The sequence below is a fragment of the Bacillus sp. MYb56 genome (assembly GCF_002976445.1).
Taxonomy (GTDB): Bacteria; Bacillota; Bacilli; order Bacillales; family Bacillaceae_G; genus Bacillus_A; species Bacillus_A mycoides.
On record NZ_PCOH01000003.1, the window covers coordinates 244,225 to 269,765 of the forward strand.

29 protein-coding genes are annotated in these 25,541 nt (G+C 36.3%); 1 reads left to right on the forward strand and 28 read right to left on the reverse strand.

The window, feature by feature from the left end:
• The first annotated feature begins 154 nt into the window (after window positions 1–154).
• Window positions 155–1,036 (forward strand): YitT family protein, encoded by an 882-nt coding sequence (locus CQ058_RS06025; protein ID WP_002193196.1) that lies wholly within the window; start codon window positions 155–157, stop codon window positions 1,034–1,036.
• Between the two features lie 28 nt (window positions 1,037–1,064).
• Here the strand turns inward: CQ058_RS06025 and CQ058_RS06030 are convergent, their stop codons facing one another.
• The 28 genes from CQ058_RS06030 to der form a co-directional block, all read right to left on the reverse strand.
• Window positions 1,065–1,715: a uracil-DNA glycosylase gene (locus tag CQ058_RS06030; protein ID WP_002188995.1), complete on the reverse strand. Its 651-nt coding sequence runs from the start codon at window positions 1,713–1,715 to the stop codon at window positions 1,065–1,067.
• A 134-nt stretch (window positions 1,716–1,849) separates the two neighbouring features.
• Complete coding sequence (locus CQ058_RS06035; RefSeq protein ID WP_002086606.1) at window positions 1,850–2,530, reverse strand: zinc metallopeptidase; 681 nt, start codon at window positions 2,528–2,530, stop codon at window positions 1,850–1,852.
• Between the two features lie 105 nt (window positions 2,531–2,635).
• Window positions 2,636–3,421 carry a sporulation protein YpjB gene (ypjB, locus tag CQ058_RS06040; RefSeq protein WP_002188994.1) on the reverse strand — a complete coding sequence of 262 codons (786 nt, stop codon included), beginning with the start codon at window positions 3,419–3,421 and terminating at the stop codon, window positions 2,636–2,638.
• 107 nt (window positions 3,422–3,528) lie between these two features.
• Window positions 3,529–4,215, reverse strand: coding sequence for a lipoprotein intramolecular transacylase Lit (gene lit, locus CQ058_RS06045; protein ID WP_002193197.1), 687 nt, complete (start codon window positions 4,213–4,215; stop codon window positions 3,529–3,531).
• 25 nt (window positions 4,216–4,240) lie between these two features.
• Window positions 4,241–4,831 carry a lipoprotein heptaprenylglyceryl N-acetyltransferase LhaT gene (gene lhaT / locus CQ058_RS06050; protein WP_002193198.1) on the reverse strand — a complete coding sequence of 197 codons (591 nt, stop codon included), beginning with the start codon at window positions 4,829–4,831 and terminating at the stop codon, window positions 4,241–4,243.
• 211 nt (window positions 4,832–5,042) lie between these two features.
• Entirely contained in the window at window positions 5,043–5,261 is a 219-nt protein-coding gene (locus CQ058_RS06055) for a group II intron maturase-specific domain-containing protein (RefSeq protein ID WP_308729285.1), read from the reverse strand.
• A 68-nt stretch (window positions 5,262–5,329) separates the two neighbouring features.
• Window positions 5,330–6,097 (reverse strand): menaquinol-cytochrome c reductase cytochrome b/c subunit, encoded by a 768-nt coding sequence (gene qcrC, locus CQ058_RS06065; protein ID WP_002011836.1) that lies wholly within the window; start codon window positions 6,095–6,097, stop codon window positions 5,330–5,332.
• A 43-nt stretch (window positions 6,098–6,140) separates the two neighbouring features.
• Entirely contained in the window at window positions 6,141–6,815 is a 675-nt protein-coding gene (gene qcrB / locus CQ058_RS06070; RefSeq protein WP_000932700.1) for a menaquinol-cytochrome c reductase cytochrome b subunit, read from the reverse strand.
• Window positions 6,816–7,328 (reverse strand): menaquinol-cytochrome c reductase iron-sulfur subunit, encoded by a 513-nt coding sequence (gene qcrA / locus CQ058_RS06075; RefSeq protein ID WP_002030772.1) that lies wholly within the window; start codon window positions 7,326–7,328, stop codon window positions 6,816–6,818.
• A gap of 144 nt (window positions 7,329–7,472) precedes the next feature.
• Window positions 7,473–7,928, reverse strand: coding sequence for a YpiF family protein (locus tag CQ058_RS06080; protein ID WP_002030770.1), 456 nt, complete (start codon window positions 7,926–7,928; stop codon window positions 7,473–7,475).
• 153 nt (window positions 7,929–8,081) lie between these two features.
• Window positions 8,082–8,618 (reverse strand): ReoY family proteolytic degradation factor, encoded by a 537-nt coding sequence (locus CQ058_RS06085; protein WP_002086615.1) that lies wholly within the window; start codon window positions 8,616–8,618, stop codon window positions 8,082–8,084.
• A 73-nt stretch (window positions 8,619–8,691) separates the two neighbouring features.
• Window positions 8,692–9,954 carry a tetratricopeptide repeat protein gene (locus tag CQ058_RS06090; RefSeq protein ID WP_002086616.1) on the reverse strand — a complete coding sequence of 421 codons (1,263 nt, stop codon included), beginning with the start codon at window positions 9,952–9,954 and terminating at the stop codon, window positions 8,692–8,694.
• Between the two features lie 107 nt (window positions 9,955–10,061).
• A complete protein-coding gene (gene aroA, locus CQ058_RS06095) occupies window positions 10,062–11,336 on the reverse strand; it encodes a 3-phosphoshikimate 1-carboxyvinyltransferase (RefSeq protein ID WP_002086617.1) in 1,275 nt (424 codons plus the stop codon).
• A gap of 157 nt (window positions 11,337–11,493) precedes the next feature.
• Window positions 11,494–12,606 (reverse strand): histidinol-phosphate transaminase, encoded by a 1,113-nt coding sequence (gene hisC / locus CQ058_RS06100; protein WP_002188988.1) that lies wholly within the window; start codon window positions 12,604–12,606, stop codon window positions 11,494–11,496.
• Between the two features lie 116 nt (window positions 12,607–12,722).
• Window positions 12,723–13,808 (reverse strand): 3-dehydroquinate synthase, encoded by a 1,086-nt coding sequence (gene aroB, locus CQ058_RS06105; RefSeq protein ID WP_002193199.1) that lies wholly within the window; start codon window positions 13,806–13,808, stop codon window positions 12,723–12,725.
• Window positions 13,808–14,980, reverse strand: a complete 1,173-nt coding sequence (gene aroC, locus CQ058_RS06110; RefSeq protein WP_002126430.1) for a chorismate synthase — start codon at window positions 14,978–14,980, stop codon at window positions 13,808–13,810. The genes aroB and aroC overlap by 1 nt, the downstream gene beginning before the upstream one ends.
• 300 nt (window positions 14,981–15,280) lie before the next feature.
• On the reverse strand, window positions 15,281–15,727 hold the full coding sequence (ndk, locus tag CQ058_RS06115) for a nucleoside-diphosphate kinase (RefSeq protein WP_000415879.1): 447 nt from the start codon (window positions 15,725–15,727) through the stop codon (window positions 15,281–15,283).
• A gap of 124 nt (window positions 15,728–15,851) precedes the next feature.
• Window positions 15,852–16,814, reverse strand: a complete 963-nt coding sequence (hepT, locus tag CQ058_RS06120) for a heptaprenyl diphosphate synthase component II (RefSeq protein WP_002011823.1) — start codon at window positions 16,812–16,814, stop codon at window positions 15,852–15,854.
• Between the two features lie 38 nt (window positions 16,815–16,852).
• The gene (locus tag CQ058_RS06125; RefSeq protein ID WP_002193201.1) at window positions 16,853–17,566 is read right to left on the reverse strand and encodes a demethylmenaquinone methyltransferase; all 714 of its coding nucleotides are present in this window, start codon (window positions 17,564–17,566) and stop codon (window positions 16,853–16,855) included.
• Between the two features lie 29 nt (window positions 17,567–17,595).
• Window positions 17,596–18,348 (reverse strand): heptaprenyl diphosphate synthase component 1, encoded by a 753-nt coding sequence (locus CQ058_RS06130; RefSeq protein WP_002030763.1) that lies wholly within the window; start codon window positions 18,346–18,348, stop codon window positions 17,596–17,598.
• A 271-nt stretch (window positions 18,349–18,619) separates the two neighbouring features.
• Window positions 18,620–19,189 (reverse strand): GTP cyclohydrolase I FolE, encoded by a 570-nt coding sequence (folE, locus tag CQ058_RS06135; protein ID WP_002011819.1) that lies wholly within the window; start codon window positions 19,187–19,189, stop codon window positions 18,620–18,622.
• A gap of 121 nt (window positions 19,190–19,310) precedes the next feature.
• A complete protein-coding gene (locus CQ058_RS06140; protein ID WP_001043860.1) occupies window positions 19,311–19,583 on the reverse strand; it encodes an HU family DNA-binding protein in 273 nt (90 codons plus the stop codon).
• Window positions 19,584–19,881: 298 nt separating this feature from the next.
• Window positions 19,882–21,360, reverse strand: coding sequence for a stage IV sporulation protein A (gene spoIVA / locus CQ058_RS06145; protein ID WP_000416521.1), 1,479 nt, complete (start codon window positions 21,358–21,360; stop codon window positions 19,882–19,884).
• 242 nt (window positions 21,361–21,602) lie between these two features.
• Entirely contained in the window at window positions 21,603–22,316 is a 714-nt protein-coding gene (locus CQ058_RS06150) for a hypothetical protein (protein ID WP_002126422.1), read from the reverse strand.
• Window positions 22,317–22,381: 65 nt separating this feature from the next.
• Window positions 22,382–22,585 (reverse strand): DUF2768 domain-containing protein, encoded by a 204-nt coding sequence (locus CQ058_RS06155; RefSeq protein WP_002011815.1) that lies wholly within the window; start codon window positions 22,583–22,585, stop codon window positions 22,382–22,384.
• Between the two features lie 227 nt (window positions 22,586–22,812).
• Window positions 22,813–23,064, reverse strand: coding sequence for a stage VI sporulation protein F (locus CQ058_RS06160; RefSeq protein WP_000369753.1), 252 nt, complete (start codon window positions 23,062–23,064; stop codon window positions 22,813–22,815).
• A 116-nt stretch (window positions 23,065–23,180) separates the two neighbouring features.
• A complete protein-coding gene (locus CQ058_RS06165) occupies window positions 23,181–24,203 on the reverse strand; it encodes an NAD(P)H-dependent glycerol-3-phosphate dehydrogenase (protein WP_002011813.1) in 1,023 nt (340 codons plus the stop codon).
• 18 nt (window positions 24,204–24,221) lie between these two features.
• The gene (der, locus tag CQ058_RS06170) at window positions 24,222–25,532 is read right to left on the reverse strand and encodes a ribosome biogenesis GTPase Der (RefSeq protein WP_002011811.1); all 1,311 of its coding nucleotides are present in this window, start codon (window positions 25,530–25,532) and stop codon (window positions 24,222–24,224) included.
• Window positions 25,533–25,541 lie beyond the last annotated feature (9 nt).

Here is a 25,541-nt window from a genome sequence, read left to right on the forward strand (position 1 = left end):
CTTTCTTTTGCATTTTTTCCGCACAATATCAGGCTGAACTAATTAAGCTCTTATACCATTCTCTATTTTTACTATCAACTAGAAATAACTTATTATTATGTTCTATCGTTTAAGAGGAGCAATGCAATCATTACATAATTAGGGGGATTTCTAAATGACATCAAATTTGAAGATTCGAAATATCATTTTTATTTTAATCGGTTCCGCTATTTTTTCTTTCGGTATTGTGAATATCAATATTGAAAATCATCTTGCAGAGGGTGGATTTACCGGCATTACGCTATTATTATATTTTAAATTTTCACTTGATCCTTCCTATACAAACTTAATTTTAAACGTCCCTCTATTTTTCATTGGCTGGAAATTACTCGGCCGAACAACATTTTTATACACATTAATCGGTACATTTAGCGTCTCTTTATTCCTTTGGGTGTTTCAGCGCTACGAGGTTCTCAACTTACATTTAAACTTGCAAAATGATATGACACTGGCTGCTTTATTCGCTGGGGCATTTATCGGCATAGGACTTGGAATTATATTCAAATACGGTGGGACTACTGGCGGTGTTGATATTATCGCAAGGCTAGTTCACAAATATGTTGGCTGGAGTATGGGAAAAACGATGTTTATGTTTGATGCGGTCGTTATCATTATCTCTATTCTTACATATTTATCATATCGCGAGGGCATGTATACGTTAGTTGCTGTTTTTATCGGGGCCAAGGTTATTGATTTCATGCAAGAAGGTGCTTATGCAGCAAAAGGAGCAACTATTATTTCTGATAAAAACGATGAAATTGCTTCAAAAATTTTATCAGAAATGGAGCGCGGAGCAACCTTTTTAAAAGCAGTTGGATCCTATACAAAAATAGAACGTAATGTACTATATTGTGTTGTTGCTAAAAATGAAATCGTAAAATTAAAAAATATCATTATTTCAGTAGATCCACATGCCTTTGTCGCTGTAAGTGATGTACACGATGTTGTTGGTGAAGGATTTACATTAGATGAAAATAAAAAACCGTTACATAATTAAATTCAGCTAGAAAAGCTCTGTAGCTTTTCTAGTTTTTTATTATAAATCTTTTAAGTTTCTCCAAATCCTCATAAATAAGCTCCAACAAACTCCGATTATAGAAAATAGAAGCTGGATGAAAGGTCGGAAAAATATGATATTCTTTTTCTGACCAAATAAATTCTGTACTGCTGCTATCTTTCAATCGCTGCACAGGTTGCTTTAACAATTCTCCATGAACATCCGTAATTTTATTATTTTTACCAACTAAACGCTGTAATGCAATATTACCAAGTGTGACAATAACCGGCTGCTGTATAAATTCCAGTTCATAATCTAGCAAAGGTGCATGGGCAAGTATCTCACCTTGATTCGGTGTTCTATTGTACTTCTTCTGTATTATTTCGCCATTTCGTTCCCTTTTCTCTCTCCATTTATAAGGTCTACTCCGGACCGCACTCGTAATATATACTTCTTCCCTTGTAACGTGAATACGTTCTAAAAATTCCATTAAATGTTTTCCCGCTCTCCCACTAAATGGAATCCCATTATGAATTTCTGTTTCACCAGGTGCTTCTCCAACAAGCATTAATTTCGGGTTTTTAGGGCCCTGTCCACTTAAAAAACCTTCTAATTGGTATATAGCACTACGCTCCTTCACTTGTTTAACTAAATGATATGGATATTCTATGTCCGTCACCTTCTTTCATCATTCCATACTTATCTTTATTTTAACTAGTTCTATACCCCATATTCTCTCTATTATTTCCATTTGTAACATATTATAAGATTCAATCCACAAAACAAAAAAAAGACTATCAAAATTGATAGTCTTTAATCGTCGCTACGCTGCATACCAGTATAAATTAATACGAGACGTAATAATTCAAATACTGCTACAGCAGCTGCTGCTACATATGTTAATGCTGCCGCATTTAATACTTTACGAGCTTGACCGTACTCATCTGTTGATACGATACCAAGTGCTTCAATTTGTTGCATTGCGCGTTTTGATGCATCAAACTCAACTGGTAATGTAACAAGTTGGAAAATAACACCTGCTGCCATTAAAATAATTCCTAGTAACAACAAACCAGACATTTGTGCAAATACACCAATTAGGACAAAAACCCATGACATGTTTGAACCAAAATTAGCAACTGGCACTAACGAATGGCGTACACGCATAAAGTTATAATCTTTCGCATCTTGAATTGCGTGTCCTACTTCATGTGCTGCTACAGCTGTACCAGCAACTGAATGACCATAATAGTTATCTGTCGATAATCTAACCGTCTTTACACGCGGGTCATAATGATCTGACAAATGACCTGGCGTTTCTTCTACGGCTACATTGTACAATCCATTTTCATCTAAAATTTTCCGAGCCACTTCCGCTCCTGTCATACCTGATGTTGAATAAACTTGTGAATACTTGCTATAGGCACTACGTACTTTTGACTGTGCATACAACGGTATGATCAAAATGATCGCGAAGTAAATTAAATAAAACATCATAAACCTCCATTGAAGTTTTAATTATAGTACTTCTCATTCTATTTTTTTCTTCCACCGTTGTCAATAAATAAACCTTACAATCCGTATCTTTATTTATGCGTATTATCTATCTTTAGAATGCAAGTTGCTTCTCCGCTTCTCTCTCTCCCCTTTATACTTTCTCCATCCAACATACGTTAAAGTGAACAAAATAAGTCCTCCAGTAATTGTCATAAACCAAATGAGAGAGGGAGCAATCTCATCTTTTTTTACTGTATGAAATATTTTTTGCAAATCACCTTTAATAATCCCTAGTTGCATTTGTCCACCTTTCGTTTTTAACATAACGTTACGAAATTCATCCAAATAAGATAAATGTGCATTTACACGCTGCGCTTCGTTTTCTGGCAGAGCAATCATTAAACTAGGATAAATAATATTAAATTCATTTAAAAATGTATTTAGCGTCTGTTGGAACTGTCCATCATCTTCTTTTTCCATCGCCTTTTCTACTTGAGAAAAAGCATTCATTATCTTTCTTTCTCTTTCCATCCAAAGTGGCTGATATTTAGATACTTGTGCATCAACAGCAAGTTGTAACGCTAACATATTATCCACTTTAACTTGCCTATCTGAATCTTCCGCGAGAGATTGTTTCGCCTTATCGTATGCTAAAGAAACGACTCTAATTTGTCCCGGAGTTACTTTTGAATTATTTTCATTCTCCTTTGATAGAAATTGCTCTGAGAAATGGTACAGTACTTGTATTGCCTTTTTATCTTCTTTTTTCTTCACTAACTGCAAAGAGTCATCTAGCAATCCAGTTAGTTCACTCCACTCTTCAGCATATATACGTACTGGAAACATTATAATTAGAAATGCTATCAGTCCAATTAATGTTCTCTTCATCCCGGTCCCCCCTATAACTACTAGTACAAAATATGTGGAATTGGACAAGAATAGAACAGAACAAAACCAAAAAATATATTATCTCTATGAAAACAAAAAAATTCTCTTTAAACAGAGAATTTTTTCTTTGAAACCCTTTTCTTTTTCACTAAATATTTATACACACCATAACAAAGCATGCTACCACCTAAAATCAATAATAAAATAATACATGCAGCATGCATAAAGAATTCTTCCGGTAACATTAAAATAACCGGATCTGTTTCAATATCAAACATCCAATAATCATTGCTAAATAAAAGCTTATGAAATAATACGAAACTCTTTTCAAAATTAATAGCAATTGGTAACGTAAGAGCTATTGGAAAAATAATTGTAAGAATCGCTCCGTGAAGTAAAAACTTTTCTTTTTTCTTTTTTAATAAATACGCTCCTCCTAATACAGCAATTACAATCGTTCCATACATTATATATTGAATCTTTACTAAAATATGTTTAACATCTACAAAATGAATGCGTCCATTTGTGGACATATCTAATGTCGGCAATTGTAATGCACCTTCATAAAACGGCGATAAATATGTAATAAGCACATCATAGTTTCTCTTAATTTCATCTTTCGTCATATCCGCTAAATCTGGAATATTTAAAAAATCAATTTCAAAATAATACAACCATTTTCCATATACAACTACCGTTGTCGCGAGAGCGAAAACAGAAAATGCTATGCTATAGGAAACTACTAAAGTGATCAATCGATCCAATATGTTTATACCGCTCTTATTTTTCTTCATTTTCTCCCCCTAAATGTCCTCACCATCATAAAGAAAACTGTTTTCGGTTCTCACGTAAGCAATAATAATATGTAATACACAGTACAGCAATACTTAACCAAAACGTAAAATAACCAATTTTCTCTACAAATAAATGCATAATCCCATATCTCGGCATTTGCCAAAATAAATAATCAATTGCATCATTATGTAATGTCCATATGCCAGCTACAGTGAAGTGCCATTTTTTTATCCGATAAAACGGAGCATATAACATTCCCTGCACTGCCATCGCAAAATGAGATAACATTAACATATATCCCATAAGGCCAATAGGGCCTTTTACATAAATCATAATTGCATTTACAACAACAGCCCAAACACCATATTTTATTAAAGTAACTATCGCTAGCGCTTCTATTAACCCCCAGTTCTTCTTCATCAAGAAAGCAATTAAAACAAAGACAAAAAAGAGAGTCGCCATAGGGCTATCTGGTACAAACGGCCAAAATATAGGTGAGGTTTCTTTTAATTGATTTCCATACCATACGAATCCGTAAATTGTACCTAATATGTTAACAACCAATAAAAATAATAGTACCGAACGTTGCCTTAACATTGCATACAAGTAAGCCAATCTGTATGTCCAACACCTTTCAAACAAAGTAATTCTTTCATCGAACTCTACTCTATTATATAGCAAACTTTCCGTCATCGTAGAGTAGAAAACTGAAACAGATTAAATTTTCTTTAGGGATGGCTTTGCTATCCCTTTTCTGTTTCAGCTTCCCCTCATCAAACCGTACGTGAGGTTTTCCCTCATACAGCTTTCCGATGCTCTTCCTTCTTTAGCTTTCAGTTTGTTCTAGCTTCCTACTTTCACGAGTGTGTATGTTATTTTCTTCATCAAGTCCTTGATACGACCATGTTTCTTTTCTTATCCAGAAAAGGTTAAGCCGTTCTAAGACGTACCAATCTATTTTACCGAGCCACTTCTGTCCAATTGAAGATAGGCTATAATAATTTTTGAATCCTTGTAGAATTCTATTTAAACCTTTCACCATCAAACAGTGCCCAGCTTAGCTGGGAACGCAAAATAAAAAGCTGACTACAGATTTTGTAGTCAGCTTTTCTATTATTTTTTATTATACTTTGCAACGAATTCCGAAAGCTTTTTCAGTTCCTCATCTGTACCTTTAAATACACCTTTAGGCATTGAACCTTTTCCATCTTTCGCAATTTTAGCGATTTCTTCTGGTTTTAAAGTTAAGTTTTGTAAAGCCGGTGCTGCCGCTCCGCCCTGTAAATTGTCACCATGACATGTTAAACAAGTATTTTTTTGCATCAACTTGTAGCCGTCATCATTTTTATCAACTGGTGCTGTTTTTACAATTGCTCCTTGTTTTTTTGCAGCTTCCCAATCGTGGTGTGCTACAGATTCCCAAGTTAAAAAAATAATCGATGCAATTGCTAAAAGCATAAACCCCGTTGCTACAGGACGCTTCAATGGTGCTCTTTCTGGTCCTCGATCTAGAAACGGAGCTAATAGTAACGCTCCAAACGCAATCCCCGGCATAATAAACGCACCAATTACAGTAAATGAGCCTGAAGCATACGAATACTTTAATAACTGATACAAGAATAAGAAATACCAATCTGGAAGTGGTATATATCCTGCATCTGTAGGATCCGCCATTCTCTCAAGCGGTGACGGATGCGCCACTGTTAAACATAAATAACCGACTAAAAAAACTGCACCAACCATCCATTCTTTTAACAAGAAATTCGGCCAAAACGCTTCTGTTTTCCCTGGATATTCAGAATAATCTTTTGGAATATTTGGTTTCCGGGCTACTGGTACCCGAGAATCTCCTACAAACTTCATCCCTTTGCCGCGATGCATAATCTCCCTCCTTTTGTTCTTTCCCCTTTAATTTAGCAATCTCTTATAGCGGACCGGAAATACCTTGTTTGCGAATCATGATGAAGTGGAAGGCCATTAAACCTAGAAGTGCTGCTGGTAAGAAGAAGACGTGAATAGCAAAGAAGCGAGTTAATGTTTGAGCGCCAACGATTTCGGAATGACCAGCGAGTAATGTTTTAATATAAGGACCAATGAGCGGCGTTTGCTCTGCAATTTGAATCCCTACTTTCGTAGCAAATAACGCTTTCATATCCCACGGTAATAAATATCCGGTAAAACCAAGACCTAACATAACAAAGAAAATAAGAACACCAACAATCCAGTTTAACTCACGAGGCTTTTTATACGCACCTTGGAAGAAAACTCTGAGTGTATGTAAAAACATCATTACAATTACGAGACTAGCACCCCAGTGATGCATACCACGAACAATTTGCCCGTAAGCTACTTCATTTTGTAAATAATAAACCGACTCCCAAGCATTTTTAATATCCGGCACATAATACATCGTCAAAAACATTCCGGACAAAATTTGAATTACTGTAACGAAAAAGGTAAGTCCTCCAAAGCAATAGACGAATGCAGAAAAGTGATGTGCCGGGTTAACATGCTCAGGTACTTCATGATCAGCGATATCACGCCATATCGGTGTAATATCTAAACGTTCGTCCACCCAATCATAAATTTTATTTAACATCTACTTTGCACCCCCTCTTGGCTTCGCTTTTCCTAAATACAGCGTTCCATCTTTCACTTTAGACTCGTACACATCAAGCGGAGCAAGAGGCGGTGTGCCTTTAATGTTCATCCCATCTTTTGTGTAACGTCCCCCGTGACATGGGCAAAAGAATTGATTAGGATGTGCTTTGTCCGAATTCCAGTTCACTGTGCAGCCTAAATGTTTACATACTGGAGAAAATGCAACAATGTCTCCGCTTTCATCTTTATGCACCCAAGCAGATTTTGGCTCTTCAGACTTGTACCATCCGTCAACCTGCTTCACCTTAAAATCGAAGCGCTTCGGCTCTGTTGTAATATCCTTTACTTGTCCAACAGCAACCATATCTGTTCCCACTTCTTTTCTTAACACCGGATCAAGCGCAAACCTCGTCATCGGCATTAAAATACCCGCCGCCATAAAGCCTCCTACCCCTGTAAGTGTGTAATTTAAAAACTGTCTTCTTGACACACGATGTTCTTTCTCGCTCACGAAAATTTCCCCCCTCTATCAGAAATTGTCCCCTCGTGAAAAAATTATATAAAAAATAAAAACTAGGACACTATCATGATATAATACCCTCTTGCATAGGTCAATATCATACTACTCATAATAATAAGAACTTTCTGTTTATTATTATTTTATCCATCTTTCTTCCAACATTTCCATAATATTTTTTATGTGTGCACGAATAACTTCCCTTTTCGCTTGGTCACTAAATTGCTCTAATGATAACGATGGAAACCAAAATAAATCACCCTGCACATCTCTCATATCTTCTTTCCATGAAAAGTCACTTGTCACATAGGCAATATGCTTAAAACCTTGCCTTTTTAAATGATCTGTCCATTCTTGCAAACGGTCTTTTTCATTCTTTTGGCTCTCTACCAAATACGTAAATGCGGGCAGTAAAAGCACTCTTCCTTTATACTCCCTTTCCAACTCCATACTCAAAGCCTCAATAAATTCACCTTGCTCTACAACCATTTTCATCTCTTTTGCTGCCGAAATAGACAAAAGGGGTATAATCCCTGTATCTACATACTCCCTCGCTTGCTCAAACTGTTCTACATCTTTTACAATCCATTTCACCTTTTCTCCCCTCCTCCATTCGAAATAACAGAACTTTCACTTTATATATATTAAACCATACTAAAAGAGGTAAAAAAAGAAAAACTACCTATTATTAAGTAGTTTTTCTTAAAAAGTCTGAATTTCGTAAAGATTACATAATCAAAATGAATTCTATAAAATTTTCAACTCTGCTGTTAACCTATGAAATGCTTCCTTATCTTGCTTATCCAAAGCTTCATCAATTTGTTTCAAAAGACGTTCTCTTCTAAATGAGAATACACTTTCTTCTAAAAATCGTTCTGCAAGCAATCGATCTTTTTCATTCACTTCAATATGCTTTGGCAAATATGGGTTTTCTTCTAATACAGCTACATAGTTTGCATTTTGGAACGATGATTTAAAATTAAGCTGAATATAAATATCCTCATCTCGATTCAAACGAATATCATGAAACGATTTTTCTGCATCTGTTGTCATTACATTTTGTTTAAAAAAATGAAACGGTGTGTCTTTCACACAATTTGCTGACATTACTAAGCCACGCGGACAATATTTTGCATGTTCTACGAAGTGGACTTTATGCATTAATTGATCGTGACTCATTAAATAATTCAAAATCCATACACATTCACGCTGTTTCAGTTGGTAATTATTCAAAAACCATTTTACAAAATCCTTCTTCTCGTTTACAGAAACAGGGGTATTCATAGCGATTAAGTCCCTCCTCTGTCTTTCTCTTTTCTTTTTAGATTCAAGAAGCGGCATTCAGTTTCCTTCCAACTTATGAAAAATCCTCTAAATTATATAACAATTCTTCAATATGAATTTGTGTCGGGTCTAGTTGTATTAACTGCGTAAATACTTCTTTCGCCTCTTTTCGCATTCCTTCTTCTAATAAGAAATAACCGTACTCTTCCAAGAAATCTGGATGATTCTTAAAAGAAGTATATGCACTTTCATAGTGTTTTAATGCATCCGAATACATTTCTAATTGTTTTTTTGCAAATGCAAGATCCCAAAGTAGTTGTGTATCTGGTTCTCCACTGTCAATTGCACGCTCTACAACTGCAATTAGCTCTTCGTATTTCTCTTGTTCTTTTAAAATATACGCATATTTTAATATCGCACCTAAATGTCCCGGATCTAGCTCCAGTGCTTTTTGAAGCACTTCTTCTGCCTCCGCTATTTTACCTAATTTCGCCGCAATATTCGCTAATTCTACATAGAAAGGAACAGACAGCTCATCTACTTTAATTCCTTCTTGAAGTGTTTCATAGCTTTCTTGAAGCATGCCTTCTTTTTCATAGCTTTTCGCTAAATACATGTATAACGATGCGTATTCAGGATCTAATTCTTTTAATTCTTGCCAAGCACCAATTGCTCTTTGATATTCTTCTCCTTGGTATAATGTGAAGGCATATCCAAATAATGAGTGAATATCTTTTTGCTCTTCTAACCCCGCTTCATAGTAAGAGATTGCCTCTTCCCAGTTTCCAATAGCACTTAAAGTTTCTGCTAGACGAAGCGCAATGACAACACCACCCATAACTTTATGTTCTGCTAGTAACGATTCATAATAAGTGATCGCCTTTTGCTCTTCACCTTTACTACTATATAATTCTGCTAACCCAAACGTAATAACAGGTTCGTCTGGCATCATTTCTTTCGCCTTTAATAGTTTTTGTTCTGCTACATCATCAAAACCTTGCATTTGGAATAAATCCGCTACAAGTAATAACGATTGAACATATAAATCATCGTTTTCTGGAATATCATGAAGCACTTCAATCGCTTCATCTTCTTTATCTAAATCAATATATAATTCTGCTAAAAATACCGTAAATTCACTTTCTTCCGGATATAGCAAGCGTAAGTCTTCAGTAATTGCTAACGCCTCATCCATAAACCCAAGTGTATGATAGTAACGAGCGATATCATACTTCTCTTCATCATTAGCAACTCGTAGTTGTTCTTTTAATAATTGTAATCCTTTTTCTGCTTCACCGTTTTCAATATAAGAAACAGCCTGTTCAAACTTTTGCATAAACGTCTCCTTTAATTCAAAAAATATTCTCTTCTGTTCATTTATCATAAGCAACTAGGTGTAAGAACGCAACCTTTTGAGTGAGCTACCTCTTCCTATACTTTCTCTCATAGCGCAGCTAATTGTTCGAAAAATTCCGGATACGATACAGCGACCGCATCACTATTCTCTATTTTCACTTCTCCATCTATAATACACGATGCGATTGCAAGCATCATCCCAATACGATGATCGCCGTGACTATTAACAGTATTTCCTTTTAAACTTTGTTTACCATATATAATCATACCATCTGGTGTAGCTTCAATCTTCGCACCTAATTTGCCTAATTCATCTACAACCGTATCGATACGATTTGTTTCTTTTACTTTTAACTCCTCAGCGTTTTTAATAACAGTAATTCCTTCTGCCTGCGTTGCCAATAAAGCAATTACAGGAATTTCATCAATTAATCTTGGAATAAGAGTTCCACCAATTTCTATTCCTTTTAGTTTAGATGTTTCAATCGTAATATCCCCGCACGGTTCAAACTCTTCATTTCTAATATGATCGATAGAAATAAGTGCACCCATCTTTGTTAATACATCTAAAACCCCTGTTCTCGTCGGATTTAAACCAACGTTTTCCAATACAAGCTTACTATTTTGGACAATTGCACCAGCTACTAAGAAAAATGCCGCCGAAGAAATATCTCCTGGAACTTCTATGTCTGCACCTTTAAGTTGTTGTCCACCTTGTAATGAAACAGTCCGTCCATTAACATCTACGGTACAACCGAATGCACGCAACATTCTTTCCGTATGATCACGAGATTGCATAGGCTCTGTTACCGTAGTAATCCCTTCCCCTTGCAAACCCGCAAGTAAAACTGCTGACTTCACTTGTGCGCTTGCTACTGGTGAATGGTAATGCATACCTTTTACCTTACCACCGCGAATAGATAAAGGTGTATATTGTCCGTTTTCTCTACCATCAATTTGAGCATTCATCTTACTAAGCGGGTCTGTAACACGTTTCATAGGACGTTTTCCAATTGATGCATCACCAATTATCGTACTATGGAACGGCGTATTTGCTAAAATCCCAAGCATAAGACGAATAGTCGTCCCTGAATTCCCCACATCTAATACTTCTTTCGGTTCTTGTAAATTATGTAATCCTTTACCGTAAATCGTGACATCGTTACCAAACTGTTCAATCTGGACACCTAGTTTTTGAAAACATGCAATTGTACTTAAACAATCTTCTCCTAATAAAAAATTTGATACTTTCGTCGTCCCTTCCGCTATCGCTCCAAACATAACAGAGCGATGCGAAATAGATTTATCTCCTGGAACAACAATTTTCCCATTCAAACTATTTTTTCGTCCTACTAGTTTCAAACTGTATCCTCCTCACATTTTAAATAAGTTATATGTACAATAGTTCTTCTTATACGTCTACTTCTATTGTAACGTTTTCTTTCTTGAACGTGCAAACAACTCCCCTTATTGCAGTTCAAATGAAAAAGGCTCCTGTAACAGGAGCCTCCACCATTTCTTAAGAATACGTTTCTTCTTTCTTCACTTGTTCTTTTACAAGTTCCGTAAGTAATTCAATAATCTCATCATTTTCTTCTTTTAATCCAACAGTAATACGAATACCATCATGCATACCAAATGCTGCACCAGAACGAACGATATATCCTTTTTTCATTAATCGTTCGAAAGCTTCATTACCAGGTATACCAAGTTTCAAGAAAATAAAATTCGTTTGAGATGGATAGTAGAATACGTTATATTCCTTACAAAATGCATAATATTGATTTAATCCTCCGGCATTTTTCTTCACACACTCTTGTAAAAACTGTTGATCCTCTATTGCCGCTAATGCTACCGCTTGGGCGATAGTTGATGTGTTAAATGGTAGTCTTGCTACCTCTAGCTGCCCAATAAGCTTTGCATCACCAATCGCATATCCAATACGAAAAGCAGCTAATCCATATGCTTTTGAGAATGTGCGTAGCACCATAAGATTTTCGTACTTTTCAAGAAGAGGTAATGTTTGCGGATAATCTTCTGCCCCAGCATATTCATAATATGCTTCGTCCATAATAACGAGCGCTGACTTTGGAACTGATTCTAAAAATGAAAGTAATTTTTGTTTTTCTACATATGTACCTGTCGGATTATTCGGATTACAAACCCATACAATCTTCGTTTTCTCATCTACTTGTTGTAACATTGCATCTAAATCGTGAATGCCATCTTTAAGTGGTACTTCACGAACTTCTGCTCCTTCAATAACAGCATGGTGATGGTATTGCGAGAACGTAGGGTTCGCCATTACAACATTTGTTCCATTATGTAGCAAAGCACGACTAATCATTTGAATGACTTCATCTAGCCCACTACCAAATAAAAGTTGTTCCGCTTTTACACCTAAATGCTCTGCTACTTTCTCACGAAGCTCAAATGCCGCCCCGTCCGGATAGAGTGCATATTGATTAGCTAACGAAGTTAATGCTTCTGTCACACGCGCAGAGCAGCCAAACGGATTTTCATTCGATGCTAGTTTTACAATTTTTGATAATCCGTATTCTCTTTTTACTTCCTCAATATTTTTCCCAGGTACATATGCTCTCAAAGTTAACAATTGCTCTTTTACTCTCACTTTTCTTCCCCCAGTCATTGATATGATTTATAATGTCTTACTGTCATCTTTAATCATAACCGTCACCATTACGAGAATACCTTTAAATATGCATTTCATACCTGTTCTATGACTTTTTACACCATATCCTTTTGAAATGCTTCTAACGCAATATGAACAGCCTCATCTGAAATAGATACGACATTCACTCCCCCATATTCCTGCATAAGCACCATATGAATTGTTCCAGCATTTGCTTTTTTATCTTGTTTCATCAACTGAACGAGACGTTCTACATTCAAGTCACTTGGCATTTTTGGATAACCGTATTTCAAGAACCACTGCTTCATTTCTTCATAAGAAAGATCAACTTTGTACACTTGCTCACTTAAAAACATAGCAAATAGCATGCCAACCGCTACTCCATCACCGTGAGTAATATTCCCATATCCTAACTCTTTTTCAAGAGCATGTCCTAACGTATGCCCAAAATTCAAATGGGCACGTACACCTTTTTCTGTTTCATCTTGCGACACAATATTCGCTTTCACAGGAATCGCCTTCGTTAATATATGAATTAACTTTTCATCACGAAGATCCGTTAACGTTTGCACTTCTTCTTTTAACCAATGATATAGCTCTACATCACCAATAAGAGCATGCTTTATCACTTCTGCATAACCTGATCGCCACTCTTTTTCAGGAAGTGAATGTAAAAATGGCGTATGATATACAACAGCTTCTGGCTGATGAAACGCTCCAATCATATTTTTTCCTAGTGGATGGTTAATTGCTACTTTCCCGCCTACTGCGCTATCGTGAGCTAATAAAGTCGTTGGAACTTGGACAAAGCGAATACCACGCATAAACGACGCGGCAACAAATCCAGCCAAATCTCCAATCATTCCGCCTCCAAGTGCGATGATTAAAGAATTTCTATCTAATTTATTTTCAAGAGCCGAAGTGTGAGCCTCATAGAAATTTTCAAAAGACTTCTCTTTTTCGCCACTCGGTACAACAAACGAAAATACTTTTTGCTCTACTTGCAATGCATCAACAACTGTCTGTAAATGCAGTGATGCAACAGCTTCATCAGAAATGATCATTATGTTAGATACTGCAGGATTCATTTTTTGAATAAGCGTTGTTAAGTGTGACAACGCCTCCCTTCCAACATGTACATCATATTCTTTTGATTTCGTTTGAATATGTATGTTCTCCATTAAAATCCCCTCGCATATTCATTATGTTTCTCAATATTTTCACGTATAAGATCGATACGATCTAATCCAAATTGTTCAATTAAAGCTGTTGCGAGCTCCCAAGCCACAACAGCTTCAGCCACAACGCTAGCTGCTGGCACTGCACAACTATCTGAACGTTCAATACTCGCTGTAAAAGGTTCTTTCGTATCAATATCAACACTTTGAAGCGGTTTATATAATGTCGGTATCGGTTTCATAACACCGCGCACAACAACCGGCATACCAGTTGTCATGCCACCTTCTAATCCACCTGCATTGTTCGTTTGTCTTCTGTACCCTTGCACTTCATCCCAAAGGATTTCATCATGCACTTCACTTCCAGGTCTATGTGCTGCTTCAAAACCAATTCCAATTTCAACACCTTTAAAAGCGTTAATACTCATAATTGCCGCTGCTAATTTTGCATCTAATTTTCTATCATAATGTACATAGCTACCTACTCCAATTGGCATTCCTTCTACAACTACTTCAACAATACCACCGATAGAATCACCATTTGCCTTCGCATCATCAATTGCTTGCATCATCTTTTTACCGGCCTCTTCATCTAAACAACGTACAGGAGATGCTTCTGTAGTACTTTGTAATTCCACAATAGAGTTATATTTAATATTTGCTGCCTGTACACCACCAATCTCGATAACATGTCCCGCTACTTGTATACCTAATTCCGCTAATATTTTTTTTGCAACTGCACCAGCTGCAACACGAACTGTCGTTTCACGTGCTGAAGAACGCTCTAATACATTCCTCATATCTCTATGACCATATTTAATCGCACCATTTAAATCTGCGTGTCCAGGTCTAGGTTTCGTAACTTGCCTTTTCATTTCTTTCTCTTCCTGCTCAGTTAACGGCTCTGCACCCATAACCTTTGTCCAATGTGTAAAATCACGATTTTCAACAACAAGTGCAATCGGTGACCCCATCGTCTTCCCATGCCTAACACCACTTACAATTTGCACTTGGTCTTTCTCAATTTGCATGCGTCTACCGCGTCCATATCCTTTTTGTCTTCTAGCTAATTCTTCATTTATATCATTCGCTACTAAAGATACCCCTGCCGGAACACCTTCTAAAATTGTCGTAAGTTGCGGACCGTGGGATTCACCAGCTGTAATATATCGCATACGTTATTCCTCTTTTCGCATATGTATTTATCCCGCTAGATAAAGCAGCTATATTATCTTCCATCACTCTTTAAAATACAAAGAAATTATATAGTAAATCGAATGTTTGCTTTCCCTACTTGTAATTGTTCGATTATTTTCATAATAGTAAACCTTTTACTTTACATACCAATATATCATAACAGCCCTAACTTCGTAACTGATCGAAATAAAAAAAGTGCAAGAAGAATACCCCTATTCTTCTCACACTTTTTACTATTATCACATTTATTAAAGCGTTTACAAATTATTTCAAAATAATTAGTAAATCCATTGATTCATTAATTTTGAGTAGTCTACTAATTCTTCTTCCTTAAAGAAAATAGCAATCTCGCGTTCTGCACTTTCTAAAGAATCCGAACCGTGGATAATGTTTTTCGCAACAGTTACACCGAAATCTCCACGAATTGTTCCAGGAGCAGCTTCATGTGGTCGTGTTTTACCCATCATATTGCGTGCTGTATCTACTACACCTTCACCTTGCCATACCATTGCGAATACAGGACCAGATGTAATAAAGTCTACTAATTCACCAAAGAAAGGTCTTTCTTTATGCTCACCGTAGTGTTGTTCAGCAATTTCCGGAGTAACTTGCATTAATTTTGCACCAACTAATTGAAAGCCCTTTTTCTCAAAACGAGCTACAATTTCCCCAATGAAGGCACGTTGTACACCGTCTGGTTTTACCATTAGAAATGTTTTTTCCATAAAAAATCTCTCCACTTCTGAATTATGTATGTAATTGTATATCCCCACACACATATTAACACCCTTATCACAATTGCGCAATAGTTTTGAAATAGAGAGATTATTTTATTTTTTAGACAAAACACTAAAATTTTCGTTTTCCAATATACTTTGCGACATTTTGCAACGCATACTTCGCCTGTCCACGAGGGAGTGGTTTTATTATTTCTAATGCTTTATGTAAATAACGTTCACTAAACGAAAATGCTTTATCAATAGCTTCGCTCGCTTTAATATCATCAATAATTTCTTTCATTTCACTTGCTGTTGTATTTTCATGCACAGATGTAATTTTTTGACGAAGAACTGGATCTTCCATGGCATACAAAACAGGTAATGTAATGTTACCTTGTAATAAATCACCACCAGCAGGCTTTCCAAGCTTCTCTTCTGTCGATACGAAATCTAAAATATCATCAATAATTTGATAAGACATACCAACAAAATATCCGTACCAAAATAGACGATTTACAGTATCACGATTAGCACCAGCAGCAATCGCTCCCAACTGACAACTTGCGGCGATTAACAATGCTGTTTTTCGTTTTATCCTTCTTAAATACGTTCTTAAATTTTGATCATAGTTATACTTATCTTTAATTTGTTCGATTTCACCTTTACAAACTTCTAAAATTGTATGAGACAACGCTTGATGTGCATCTGGAATTTCTATATTTGTTATACATTCAAGAGACTTCGCAAACAAGTAGTCTCCTGTATACATTGCAATACGATCTCCCCATTTCGCATTCACTGTTGCGCTACCGCGTCGTAAAAACGCAGCATCAATGACATCATCGTGAACAAGCGAAGCCATATGAATTAGTTCTAATGCAACCGCAACATGCTTAATTGCATCTAACTTATAATCCCCAAATTTCCCTGCAAGCAAAACAAAAACAGGGCGAATCCGCTTCCCACCTGCTTCAATAAGCTGTAATGCCGCTTCTTCTACTAACGGCTGCTCAGAAGCAACTGTCTTCTTCAATTCTTTTTCTATAACATTAATATCCGATCGTAAAAAAGAGTACATAAGTTGTAACTTCATATTGTTCACCTTAACCTAAAACGTCTTTTTTCTATTTTCTATTTTGATTCTGGTTTAATACCTAAATGCATAGCTGCTACACCAAAAGTAAATGGTTTCACTTGCACATTCTTAAGCCCAGCTTCTTCAAACATACGTGCTAACTCTTTCATCCCTGGGAATGTACTAGCAGATTCCTGAAGCCATGAATATTCTTTATAACTTTTCGCAAACATCTTTCCAAATAACGGCATGATATATTTAAAGTATAAGACATATCCTTGACGAAAACCTATCATCGTTGGTTGAGATGTTTCCAGGCAAATTACTTTTCCACCAGGCTTTACTACACGCGTCATTTCTTTTAATACTTGCATGTAATCCGGAACGTTACGTAACCCAAAACCAATCGTTACATAATCAAACGTATTATCTTCATAAGGAAGTTCCATTGCATTTCCATGCATAAGTTCTACTTGCTTTAATTCTAAAGCTTCTACCTTTTGTTTACCGACAGCTAGCATATTTTCGCTAAAGTCTAAACCGTAAACCTTCCCATCTTCACCTACAGCTCCCGCTAGTGCAATTGTCCAATCTGCCGTCCCGCAGCATACGTCAAGTGCCTTACCCCCGGGTTTCACATCCATAATTCGCATCGTTTCTTTGCGCCATGCCTTATGCCTTTGAAAACTAATTACAGAATTCATCACATCGTATTTATCAGAAATTTTCTCAAATACGTCATGTACTCTTTCTTCTTTTGATTGTTGCATGCTCGTACCTTCTTCCAATGTAAAGTTGCTTATGTCCTTGATTTATCTCTTAACATAGAAATTATCTCATTAACTTCTGTATGATTCTCTAAAAAATTTTCTTCTTGCTTTCTCATTTCCATAAGCCATTCATTAATAACTGTTTCCAAATTTTTATCATCATCCAATGAGATTTTTTGGACTGCTTGAAAAACAGGTGAATTTTGTTTATCAGCATACAATTGACACTCTTTTTGAAGACGATTTTTTCCTAACACATAAGTTATATATGGTTTCCAATTAGATAACTGAAAATGATCACATGTTTTTTGCAAAAGCGCAGATTCAATTATTACTACACTTTCCATTATGTCTTGAATCGTCACATGTGCTTTTTGATACAGCATAATTTTATGTTCATTAATCTCCTTAATTCCTTCAGCAAGTGCACGAATTAAGATAATATCACAATTCATTGACAATAAGTAATAGTATAGACCACTATAATAATCCCCTGCAAGAACTGTCAATTGACGACGCTTATGGAATCCACTCGTCTCTTCGTTTGCTTTATTTGATACTTTTTCATGTGTATCAAGAGCAATTTGTACAAGCATAATCGTTACGACATAATGATCAATTTGTTCTTTATGTATATTTGCACTTTTTAATGCACCGTATAACAGCGCTATTTTTTCTTCATCAATAAATGGTTCTTCAATATAGTTTATAAAATAAGGATGGCGTAATTTCTCCATCAATTTCTCTTTAATACCCGCATACCCTCCGTAGATGTCACACACAAAAAATCACCCTTGTTTTCTAATTCATAAAATTTATTATAACACATACATTCTATTTTCTATAATCAAAACTTGGCTACTTCTGCCAAACTGCCACCGAATAAAGCCTCAACTTTTATTCATACAAGTTATCTTCGTCTCTAACAACTACAAACATTCATTTACACAAAAGGCAGAAGTAATTTTCAACCTTTATATTCTTGCTCTTTAACATTAAAACTATATCATTTTTTTGTATATAAAAAAAAGAAAAGCAGTTTCCCGCTCTTCTTTAATTCGTCTTAATAAACGATAAAATTTCACTACGTGCTGCTGCATCATTTTCTAACACGCCGCGCACTGCAGTCGTTACTGTTTTCGCACCAGGCTTTTTCACACCACGCATCGTCATACACATATGCTCTGCTTCTACTACTACCATTACACCATGCGGCTCTAGTACTTCCATAATAGAGTTAGCTACTGTTGATGTAATACGTTCTTGTAGTTGCGGACGACGCGCAATTGTGTCTACAGTACGAGCTAATTTACTTAGTCCCGTTACTTTTCCACCTTGCGGAATATATGCAACGTGAGCAACTCCATAAAACGGAACAAGATGATGCTCACACATCGAATAGAATGGTATATCTTTTACTAGCACAAGCTCTTCGTGGTCTTCTCCGAATACTTTGTGTAAATGCTCTTTCGGATCCTCATGCATTCCTGAGAATACTTCTGCGTACATTTTCGCAACACGTTTCGGTGTATCAAGTACTCCCTCGCGATTTGGGTCATCTCCGATTGCCTCTAAAATAAGACGTACTGCATGTTCAATTTGTTCTAAATTAACTTTTGCCATCCGCTAGCCCTCCCGAAAAACCTAAAAGTGATACGAACACATTCTAGCATATTTATGTTTTTAAAAGCAAAAAGAAGAGTTTCCAAAAAGGAAACTCTTCTTCCCTGTTAATATGTAAGGATTATTTAACCGCATCTTTTAACGCTTTACCAGGTTTGAATGCAGGTACTTTACTTGCAGCGATTTCAATCTCCTCACCTGTTTGTGGGTTACGACCTTTACGAGCCGCACGCTCACGAACTTCGAAGTTACCGAATCCGATTAGTTGTACTTTATCACCTTGTTTTAAAGCTTCTAAGATAGAATCAAAAACAGCGTCCACTGCTTTTGTTGCGTCCTTTTTAGAAAGGGAACTTGCTTCTGCAACAGCATTGATTAAATCTGTCTTGTTCATGCCATTCACCTCCTCCCAAAGATAAGACTGTATAATGATCATAAAATGAGTCTTACTTTCATTTGTAGGCAATTTTTACAAATTCTATACTACAAAGATGTAGATAAATCATTATCAACGCCTATATTATACGATTCTCCTTTATAATTCAATATTTTTAAGGAAATTGTTACTCTAAAAATGTGAAATTCTGATGAAACTTGACAATTTACAACAAAATATTAGATAATGACTGTTTATTTTTCTATTACGTACTCAAAAAGAAAAAAATCCCTCTGCAATTAGAGGGATTTTTTTCTTATAATATAATCGCAATTAATCCGCCAGATCCTTCATTAATAATTCTTTCTAGCGTTTCTTTTAATTTATAACGAGCGTTTTCTGGCATTAGAGATAACTTCGCTTGAATTCCTTCTCTAACAATAGAGCTAAGAGAGCGCCCAAATATATCAGAATTCCAAATTGATAGCGGGTCATCTTCAAAATCTTGCATCAAGTAACGAACTAGTTCTTCACTTTGTTTTTCAGTACCGATAATTGGTTCAAATGTTGATTCTACATCCACTTTAATCATATGAATAGACGGCGCAACCGCTTTTAATTTAACACCGAACCTTGAGCCATGACGAATAATTTCCGGTTCATCTAAGCTCATATCAGCTAATGCAGGCGCTGCTACTCCATATCCGGTTTGTTTTACCATCCGCAGGGCATCCGCCACTTGGTCATACTCTGTTTTCGCATGAGATAAATCGAGCATAAGCTTTAATAAATGATCTTTCCCTCGAATCTCTACTCCTACTACTTCTTTTAAAATTTGATCATACAATTCATCTGGCGCATATAAATCAATCTCTGCCACACCTTGCCCCATATCGATGCCAGCTAGACTTGCTCGATCAATAAATTCATATTGACTAAACTGCCAAACGACACGGTCCACATCACGAAGACGTTTTATATCCTTTACAGTCTCTTGAACCGCTTCCTGATAACTTTGACGTAACCAATGCCCTTCATTTAGCACCATTACCCAGCTCGGAAGGTTTACATTCACTTCTAAAACCGGGAACTCGAATAATGCTTCTCGCAGTACGTTATACACATCTGTTTCTCTTAAACTCTCTACACTCATCGCAATTACTGGGATATCATATTCTTCTGATAAACTTTGACGTAACTGCTCCGTATCTGGATGGTATGGCTGTACAGTATTGATAATCATAATGAAAGGCTTTCCTACTTCTTTTAACTCATTTACAACGCGTTCTTCTGCCTCTATATAATCTCTTCTTGGAATTTCACCAATTGTTCCATCTGTTGTAATAACGACGCCAATTGTTGAATGCTCTTGAATTACTTTACGTGTTCCGATTTCTGCAGCTTCATGGAATGGAATAGGCTCTTCATACCAAGGAGTATTAATCATGCGCGGACCATTCTCATCTTCATAGCCTTTTGCTCCTGGAACCGTATATCCAACACAATCTACTAATCGAATATTCACTTCAAGACCTTCATCTACTTCGATAGAAACCGCTTGGTTTGGAACAAACTTCGGTTCCGTCGTCATTATTGTACGACCAGCAGCACTTTGAGGCAGTTCATCCTGCGCTCTTTGACGGTCTGACTCATTTTCAATATTGGGAATAACAACAAGTTCCATAAATTTTTTAATAAATGTTGATTTCCCTGTTCGAACAGCTCCTACAACTCCAAAATAAATATCACCGCCTGTGCGTTCCGCAATATCTTTAAAAATATCTACCTTTTCCAAGTGATTCCCTCCCTCAATATTTTTGGGAATAATTCCACGTTTATAGTCAACTAATACCTTCTCTAATGTTGCCTATAATATCTGATATAATATAATGGTATTCTAGAAGTTCGGACAATATATCATATAATTTTGTCCAATTTCATATGACTATTTAAAAATACCTTTTGTTTGCATCGCAAGTTGTATAACATAAAAAACCTTTCTTCTAGAACTTATTCACTAAAAGAAAGGTTCATGACTTATGATTTCAAAAAAATTGGTTCTCCATTTTTTACTGTGTACGGCAAAGAATATGCAGGAACAAACGGGGAATCCTTCGATAGTATACTCCGGATATCTTCACCTTCTTTAAATTGTCCTTCATTTTTTTTCAACGCTTCATATAAGTCGATTCTATAATCAACAAACAATTCTCCTTTTTCATTAATTACAAGAGGGAGACCTTTTCCTGAGTACGGACTTGTCACTTGTGGTACATCTTTATATCCTAGTTTTTTGAAGTCTAATTCATAAACACCATCTGTGATCACTTTTTTAAAAGGTGGATATTGATGTTCATCACGATACATTCTTAGCTTCAATGCCACTTCTTGAATTTGTTCCGCCATTCTCACATCAATTAACTTTACTGTCGGATTTTTTTCAACATCTATTAATACATATTGATATACTCCACCACTTTCATACGCATTCCCTGGTGCCTCTTGTATGTACCTTGGAGCAATTTTTTGAAAATCAATTGGATACTTCTGATAAATCGGCGTACTCATATCACGCGTCTTAATTGGTAATAAACCATCCGTTTGCTCCTTATATGTATTAATGGCTTTTTGTACAACTTGCAACTGGTCTTCATAAGGAATAGCACTTTGTTTCATATTTTCTCTTGGATACATACACCCTGTTAAAATGCTCATGCAACAAAATATTAAAATAATATGGATTTTTTTCACTGACAATCACCTTTTCATGCTAGTATGGACTGTTGCTTTTGTAACATTTACCGACTACACATCCTTTATTGCTCAATAGGGCCACTAAATACAACAAGGAAAATAACAATTCCCGATACAATCATGAGGGTGTACGCTACTAAAGCTGTAATCCCTTTCAAAAATTTATTCTTCATTTTATGCCTACTCAATAAAATAAAACTTACTGCAAGAAACATAAATCCAATTGCCCCTAAAGCAAACCACATTTTCATAAGCCCTTCCGACATATATACACCCCTTTACTTTCAATCTATTTTTATACTATTTTAACAAATTAAAATCTTTAAACAAATAAAAATCATCATTTTTCCGTGAATTGATGATTTTTATTTAAAATAATAAAACCGAAGCACGAAATGATGCGCTTCGGTTGACCAAATATGCCCTTAACAGCTCTATTCCCATTCTTTCATAACTATCATATGCATTCTCTAAACTCTTTGTTTCTCATAATTTATTTTTTAAACATTTTACTTAACGAACCAAAATCCGCCGGCATATTATTGTTAATAATCGCTTTTACAATTTGATCCTCTTGCTCTTTCGGCACTTCGCGTCCTGCCATTAGAGCAACTTGATGAATCAATTGGCGAAGCACTGTCTCATCACGTAAGTTCGCATTTTGAACAGACGACGCTAATTTAAAAATATCTTCTTTGTTCACTTTCGCTTCTTTTTCAATGTTATTAAAAATGTTGTTATCCATTCTTTTCACCCTCTCCTCAAGTTACTCTTCATCCTATGCAGAGATGAAAAATTGGTGAAAAGACCCATAAAAAATAAAAAACGGTAGAAGTACGAAATGTACTTCTACCGTTTTCTTTATAACAAATCAGGTATCGCTTCAACTTCATGTTTTCGAACACGTCCCATCAATGAGCCTACTGCATCTTTCACATTATTCCCATTGAACAGCACGTCATATAAAGCAGCTGTAATCGGCATTTCAACTTCCATTTTCTCTGCCAATTCATGAGCAGCTTTCGTTGTTCTTACACCTTCTACAACCATACCCATACTTTCTAGCACTTCTTCTAAAGAGTGCCCTTTTCCAAGCATATTTCCAGCGCGCCAATTTCGGCTATGCACACTTGTACAAGTTACAATTAAGTCTCCCATACCAGTTAGACCAGCAAACGTTAACGGATTTCCGCCCATTTTTCTTCCTAAACGAGCAATCTCTGTTAAACCACGTGTCATTAATGCCGCTTTCGCATTATCACCTAATCCAAGCCCGTCAGATATCCCCGCAGCTAGTGCAATAATATTTTTTAAAGCACCACCAAGTTCAACTCCAACGATATCTGGGTTTGTATATACACGGAAATAGCTATTCATAAACAAATCTTGTACTCCCTCAGCCGCTTCCATACGCTTTGCTGCAGACGTAACAGTTGTCGCTTGACGCAATCCAACTTCTTCAGCGTGACTCGGCCCAGATAGTACAACAACATCCTTAATCAAGCTCTCTGGAATTTCTTCCTCAATCACTTCCGAAATACGTTTTGACGTACCTGGTTCGATTCCTTTACTTGCATGAATCCAAGTAATTGGCTCTGTAACAATTTCTTTCATCTCTTGCAATACGTCTCGGTACGCTTTCGTCGGTACTACTAGCAGTACTGTATTTACATCTACTAATGCTTCTTCTAAAGAAGAGTAGGCTACGATTGTGCTTGGCAATGTAATCCCTGGAAGATATCTACTGTTCTCACGCTTCGTATTAATTTCATTCATGAGTTCAGGACGGTTTCCCCAAATACGTACATCATGCCCATTGTCAGCTAATACCATCGCTAACGCTGTTCCCCAGCTACCTGCTCCTATTACTGTGATTTTTGTCATAAAATCACATCCTCTCCATTAGTCTCTTGCTCTAGCGATAATGTGAATCGGCGTTCCTACAAAACCGAACGCTTCACGTAAACGGTTCTTTAAGAAGCGCTCATATGAAAAGTGCATTAATTCTGTATCGTTTACAAATATAACAAATGTTGGTGGTTTTACCGCAACTTGTGTCGCATAGAAGATTTTCAGACGGCTACCATTATGTGTCGGCGTTGGATTCATCGCTACCGCATCCATAATTACATCATTTAATACATTCGTTTGTACACGGATGCTATGGCTTTCATTTACCTCATTGATAACCGGTAATAACGTTTGTGTACGCTTTTTCGTTTTCGCAGATAAGAATACAATCGGTGCATACTCTAAAAATTGGAAATGAGCACGGATGTTTTCTTCAAATGCTTTCATTGTTTTTTCATCTTTTTTCACTGCATCCCATTTGTTTACAACGATAATAACAGCTCGTCCTGAATCATGAGCATATCCAGCGATTTTTTTATCTTGCTCAATAATTCCTTCTTCTCCGTCTAAAACGACTAAAACAACGTCAGAACGTTCAATCGCTCTAAGTGCACGAAGTACACTATACTTTTCTGTACTTTCGTATACTTTCCCTTTTTTACGCATACCAGCTGTATCGATGATTACATAATCTTGATCATCTTTACTATATGGTGTATCAACAGCATCACGTGTCGTTCCCGCTATATTACTTACAATTACACGTTCTTGACCAAGAAGTGCATTTACAAGTGATGATTTCCCTACGTTTGGACGTCCAATTAAAGAGAAACGGATTGTTTCATCGTCATACGCTTCTTCTTCAATCTTTGGAAAATGATTTGCAGCTTCATCTAACAAATCACCAAGTCCTAAACCGTGTGTACCTGAAATCGGGAATGGCTCGCCAAATCCTAATGCATAAAAATCATAAATATCACTACGCATGTCTGGATTATCAACCTTATTTACCGCAAGTACAATTGGTTTTTTAGAACGGTATAAAATTTTAGCAACTTCTTCATCTGCTGCAGTTACACCATCGCGACCATTCGTCATAAAAATGATAACATCTGCTTCATCAATCGCTACTTCCGCCTGTTGACGAATTTGTGTCAAGAACGGCTCGTCTCCAATATCAATTCCACCTGTATCAATAATGTTAAACTCATGATTTAACCATTCTCCCGCACTATAAATACGGTCTCGCGTTATACCTGGTATATCTTCTACGATTGAAACTCTTTCTCCAACAATTCTATTGAAAATAGTAGATTTCCCTACGTTCGGGCGGCCTACTATCGCTATTACTGGTTTCGGCATATACTTTCA

Bases quoted from the DNA above. Each gene is read 5' to 3' on its own strand.
- aroC (WP_002126430.1), bottom strand. From the start codon at position 14,980: ATGCGATATATTACAGCTGGTGAATCCCACGGTCCGCAACTTACGACA.
- CQ058_RS06165 (WP_002011813.1), bottom strand. From the start codon at position 24,203: ATGACAAAAATCACAGTAATAGGAGCAGGTAGCTGGGGAACAGCGTTA.
- der (WP_002011811.1), bottom strand. From the start codon at position 25,532: ATGCCGAAACCAGTAATAGCGATAGTAGGCCGCCCGAACGTAGGGAAA.
- CQ058_RS06035 (WP_002086606.1), bottom strand. From the start codon at position 2,530: ATGTTTTATTTAATTTACTTCGCGATCATTTTGATCATACCGTTGTAT.
- qcrC (WP_002011836.1), bottom strand. From the start codon at position 6,097: ATGCATCGCGGCAAAGGGATGAAGTTTGTAGGAGATTCTCGGGTACCA.
- CQ058_RS06125 (WP_002193201.1), bottom strand. From the start codon at position 17,566: ATGCAACAATCAAAAGAAGAAAGAGTACATGACGTATTTGAGAAAATT.
- CQ058_RS06155 (WP_002011815.1), bottom strand. From the start codon at position 22,585: ATGTCGGAAGGGCTTATGAAAATGTGGTTTGCTTTAGGGGCAATTGGA.
- lit (WP_002193197.1), bottom strand. From the start codon at position 4,215: ATGAAGAAAAATAAGAGCGGTATAAACATATTGGATCGATTGATCACT.
- hepT (WP_002011823.1), bottom strand. From the start codon at position 16,814: ATGAAGTTACAACTTATGTACTCTTTTTTACGATCGGATATTAATGTT.
- qcrB (WP_000932700.1), bottom strand. From the start codon at position 6,815: ATGTTAAATAAAATTTATGATTGGGTGGACGAACGTTTAGATATTACA.
- ndk (WP_000415879.1), bottom strand. From the start codon at position 15,727: ATGGAAAAAACATTTCTAATGGTAAAACCAGACGGTGTACAACGTGCC.
- CQ058_RS06160 (WP_000369753.1), bottom strand. From the start codon at position 23,064: ATGGATAACAACATTTTTAATAACATTGAAAAAGAAGCGAAAGTGAAC.
- CQ058_RS06085 (WP_002086615.1), bottom strand. From the start codon at position 8,618: ATGAATACCCCTGTTTCTGTAAACGAGAAGAAGGATTTTGTAAAATGG.
- ypjB (WP_002188994.1), bottom strand. From the start codon at position 3,421: ATGAAGAGAACATTAATTGGACTGATAGCATTTCTAATTATAATGTTT.
- folE (WP_002011819.1), bottom strand. From the start codon at position 19,189: ATGGCAAAAGTTAATTTAGAACAAATTGAACATGCAGTACGTCTTATT.
- CQ058_RS06025 (WP_002193196.1), top strand. From the start codon at position 155: ATGACATCAAATTTGAAGATTCGAAATATCATTTTTATTTTAATCGGT.
- CQ058_RS06090 (WP_002086616.1), bottom strand. From the start codon at position 9,954: ATGCAAAAGTTTGAACAGGCTGTTTCTTATATTGAAAACGGTGAAGCA.
- aroB (WP_002193199.1), bottom strand. From the start codon at position 13,808: ATGGAGAACATACATATTCAAACGAAATCAAAAGAATATGATGTACAT.
- CQ058_RS06140 (WP_001043860.1), bottom strand. From the start codon at position 19,583: ATGAACAAGACAGATTTAATCAATGCTGTTGCAGAAGCAAGTTCCCTT.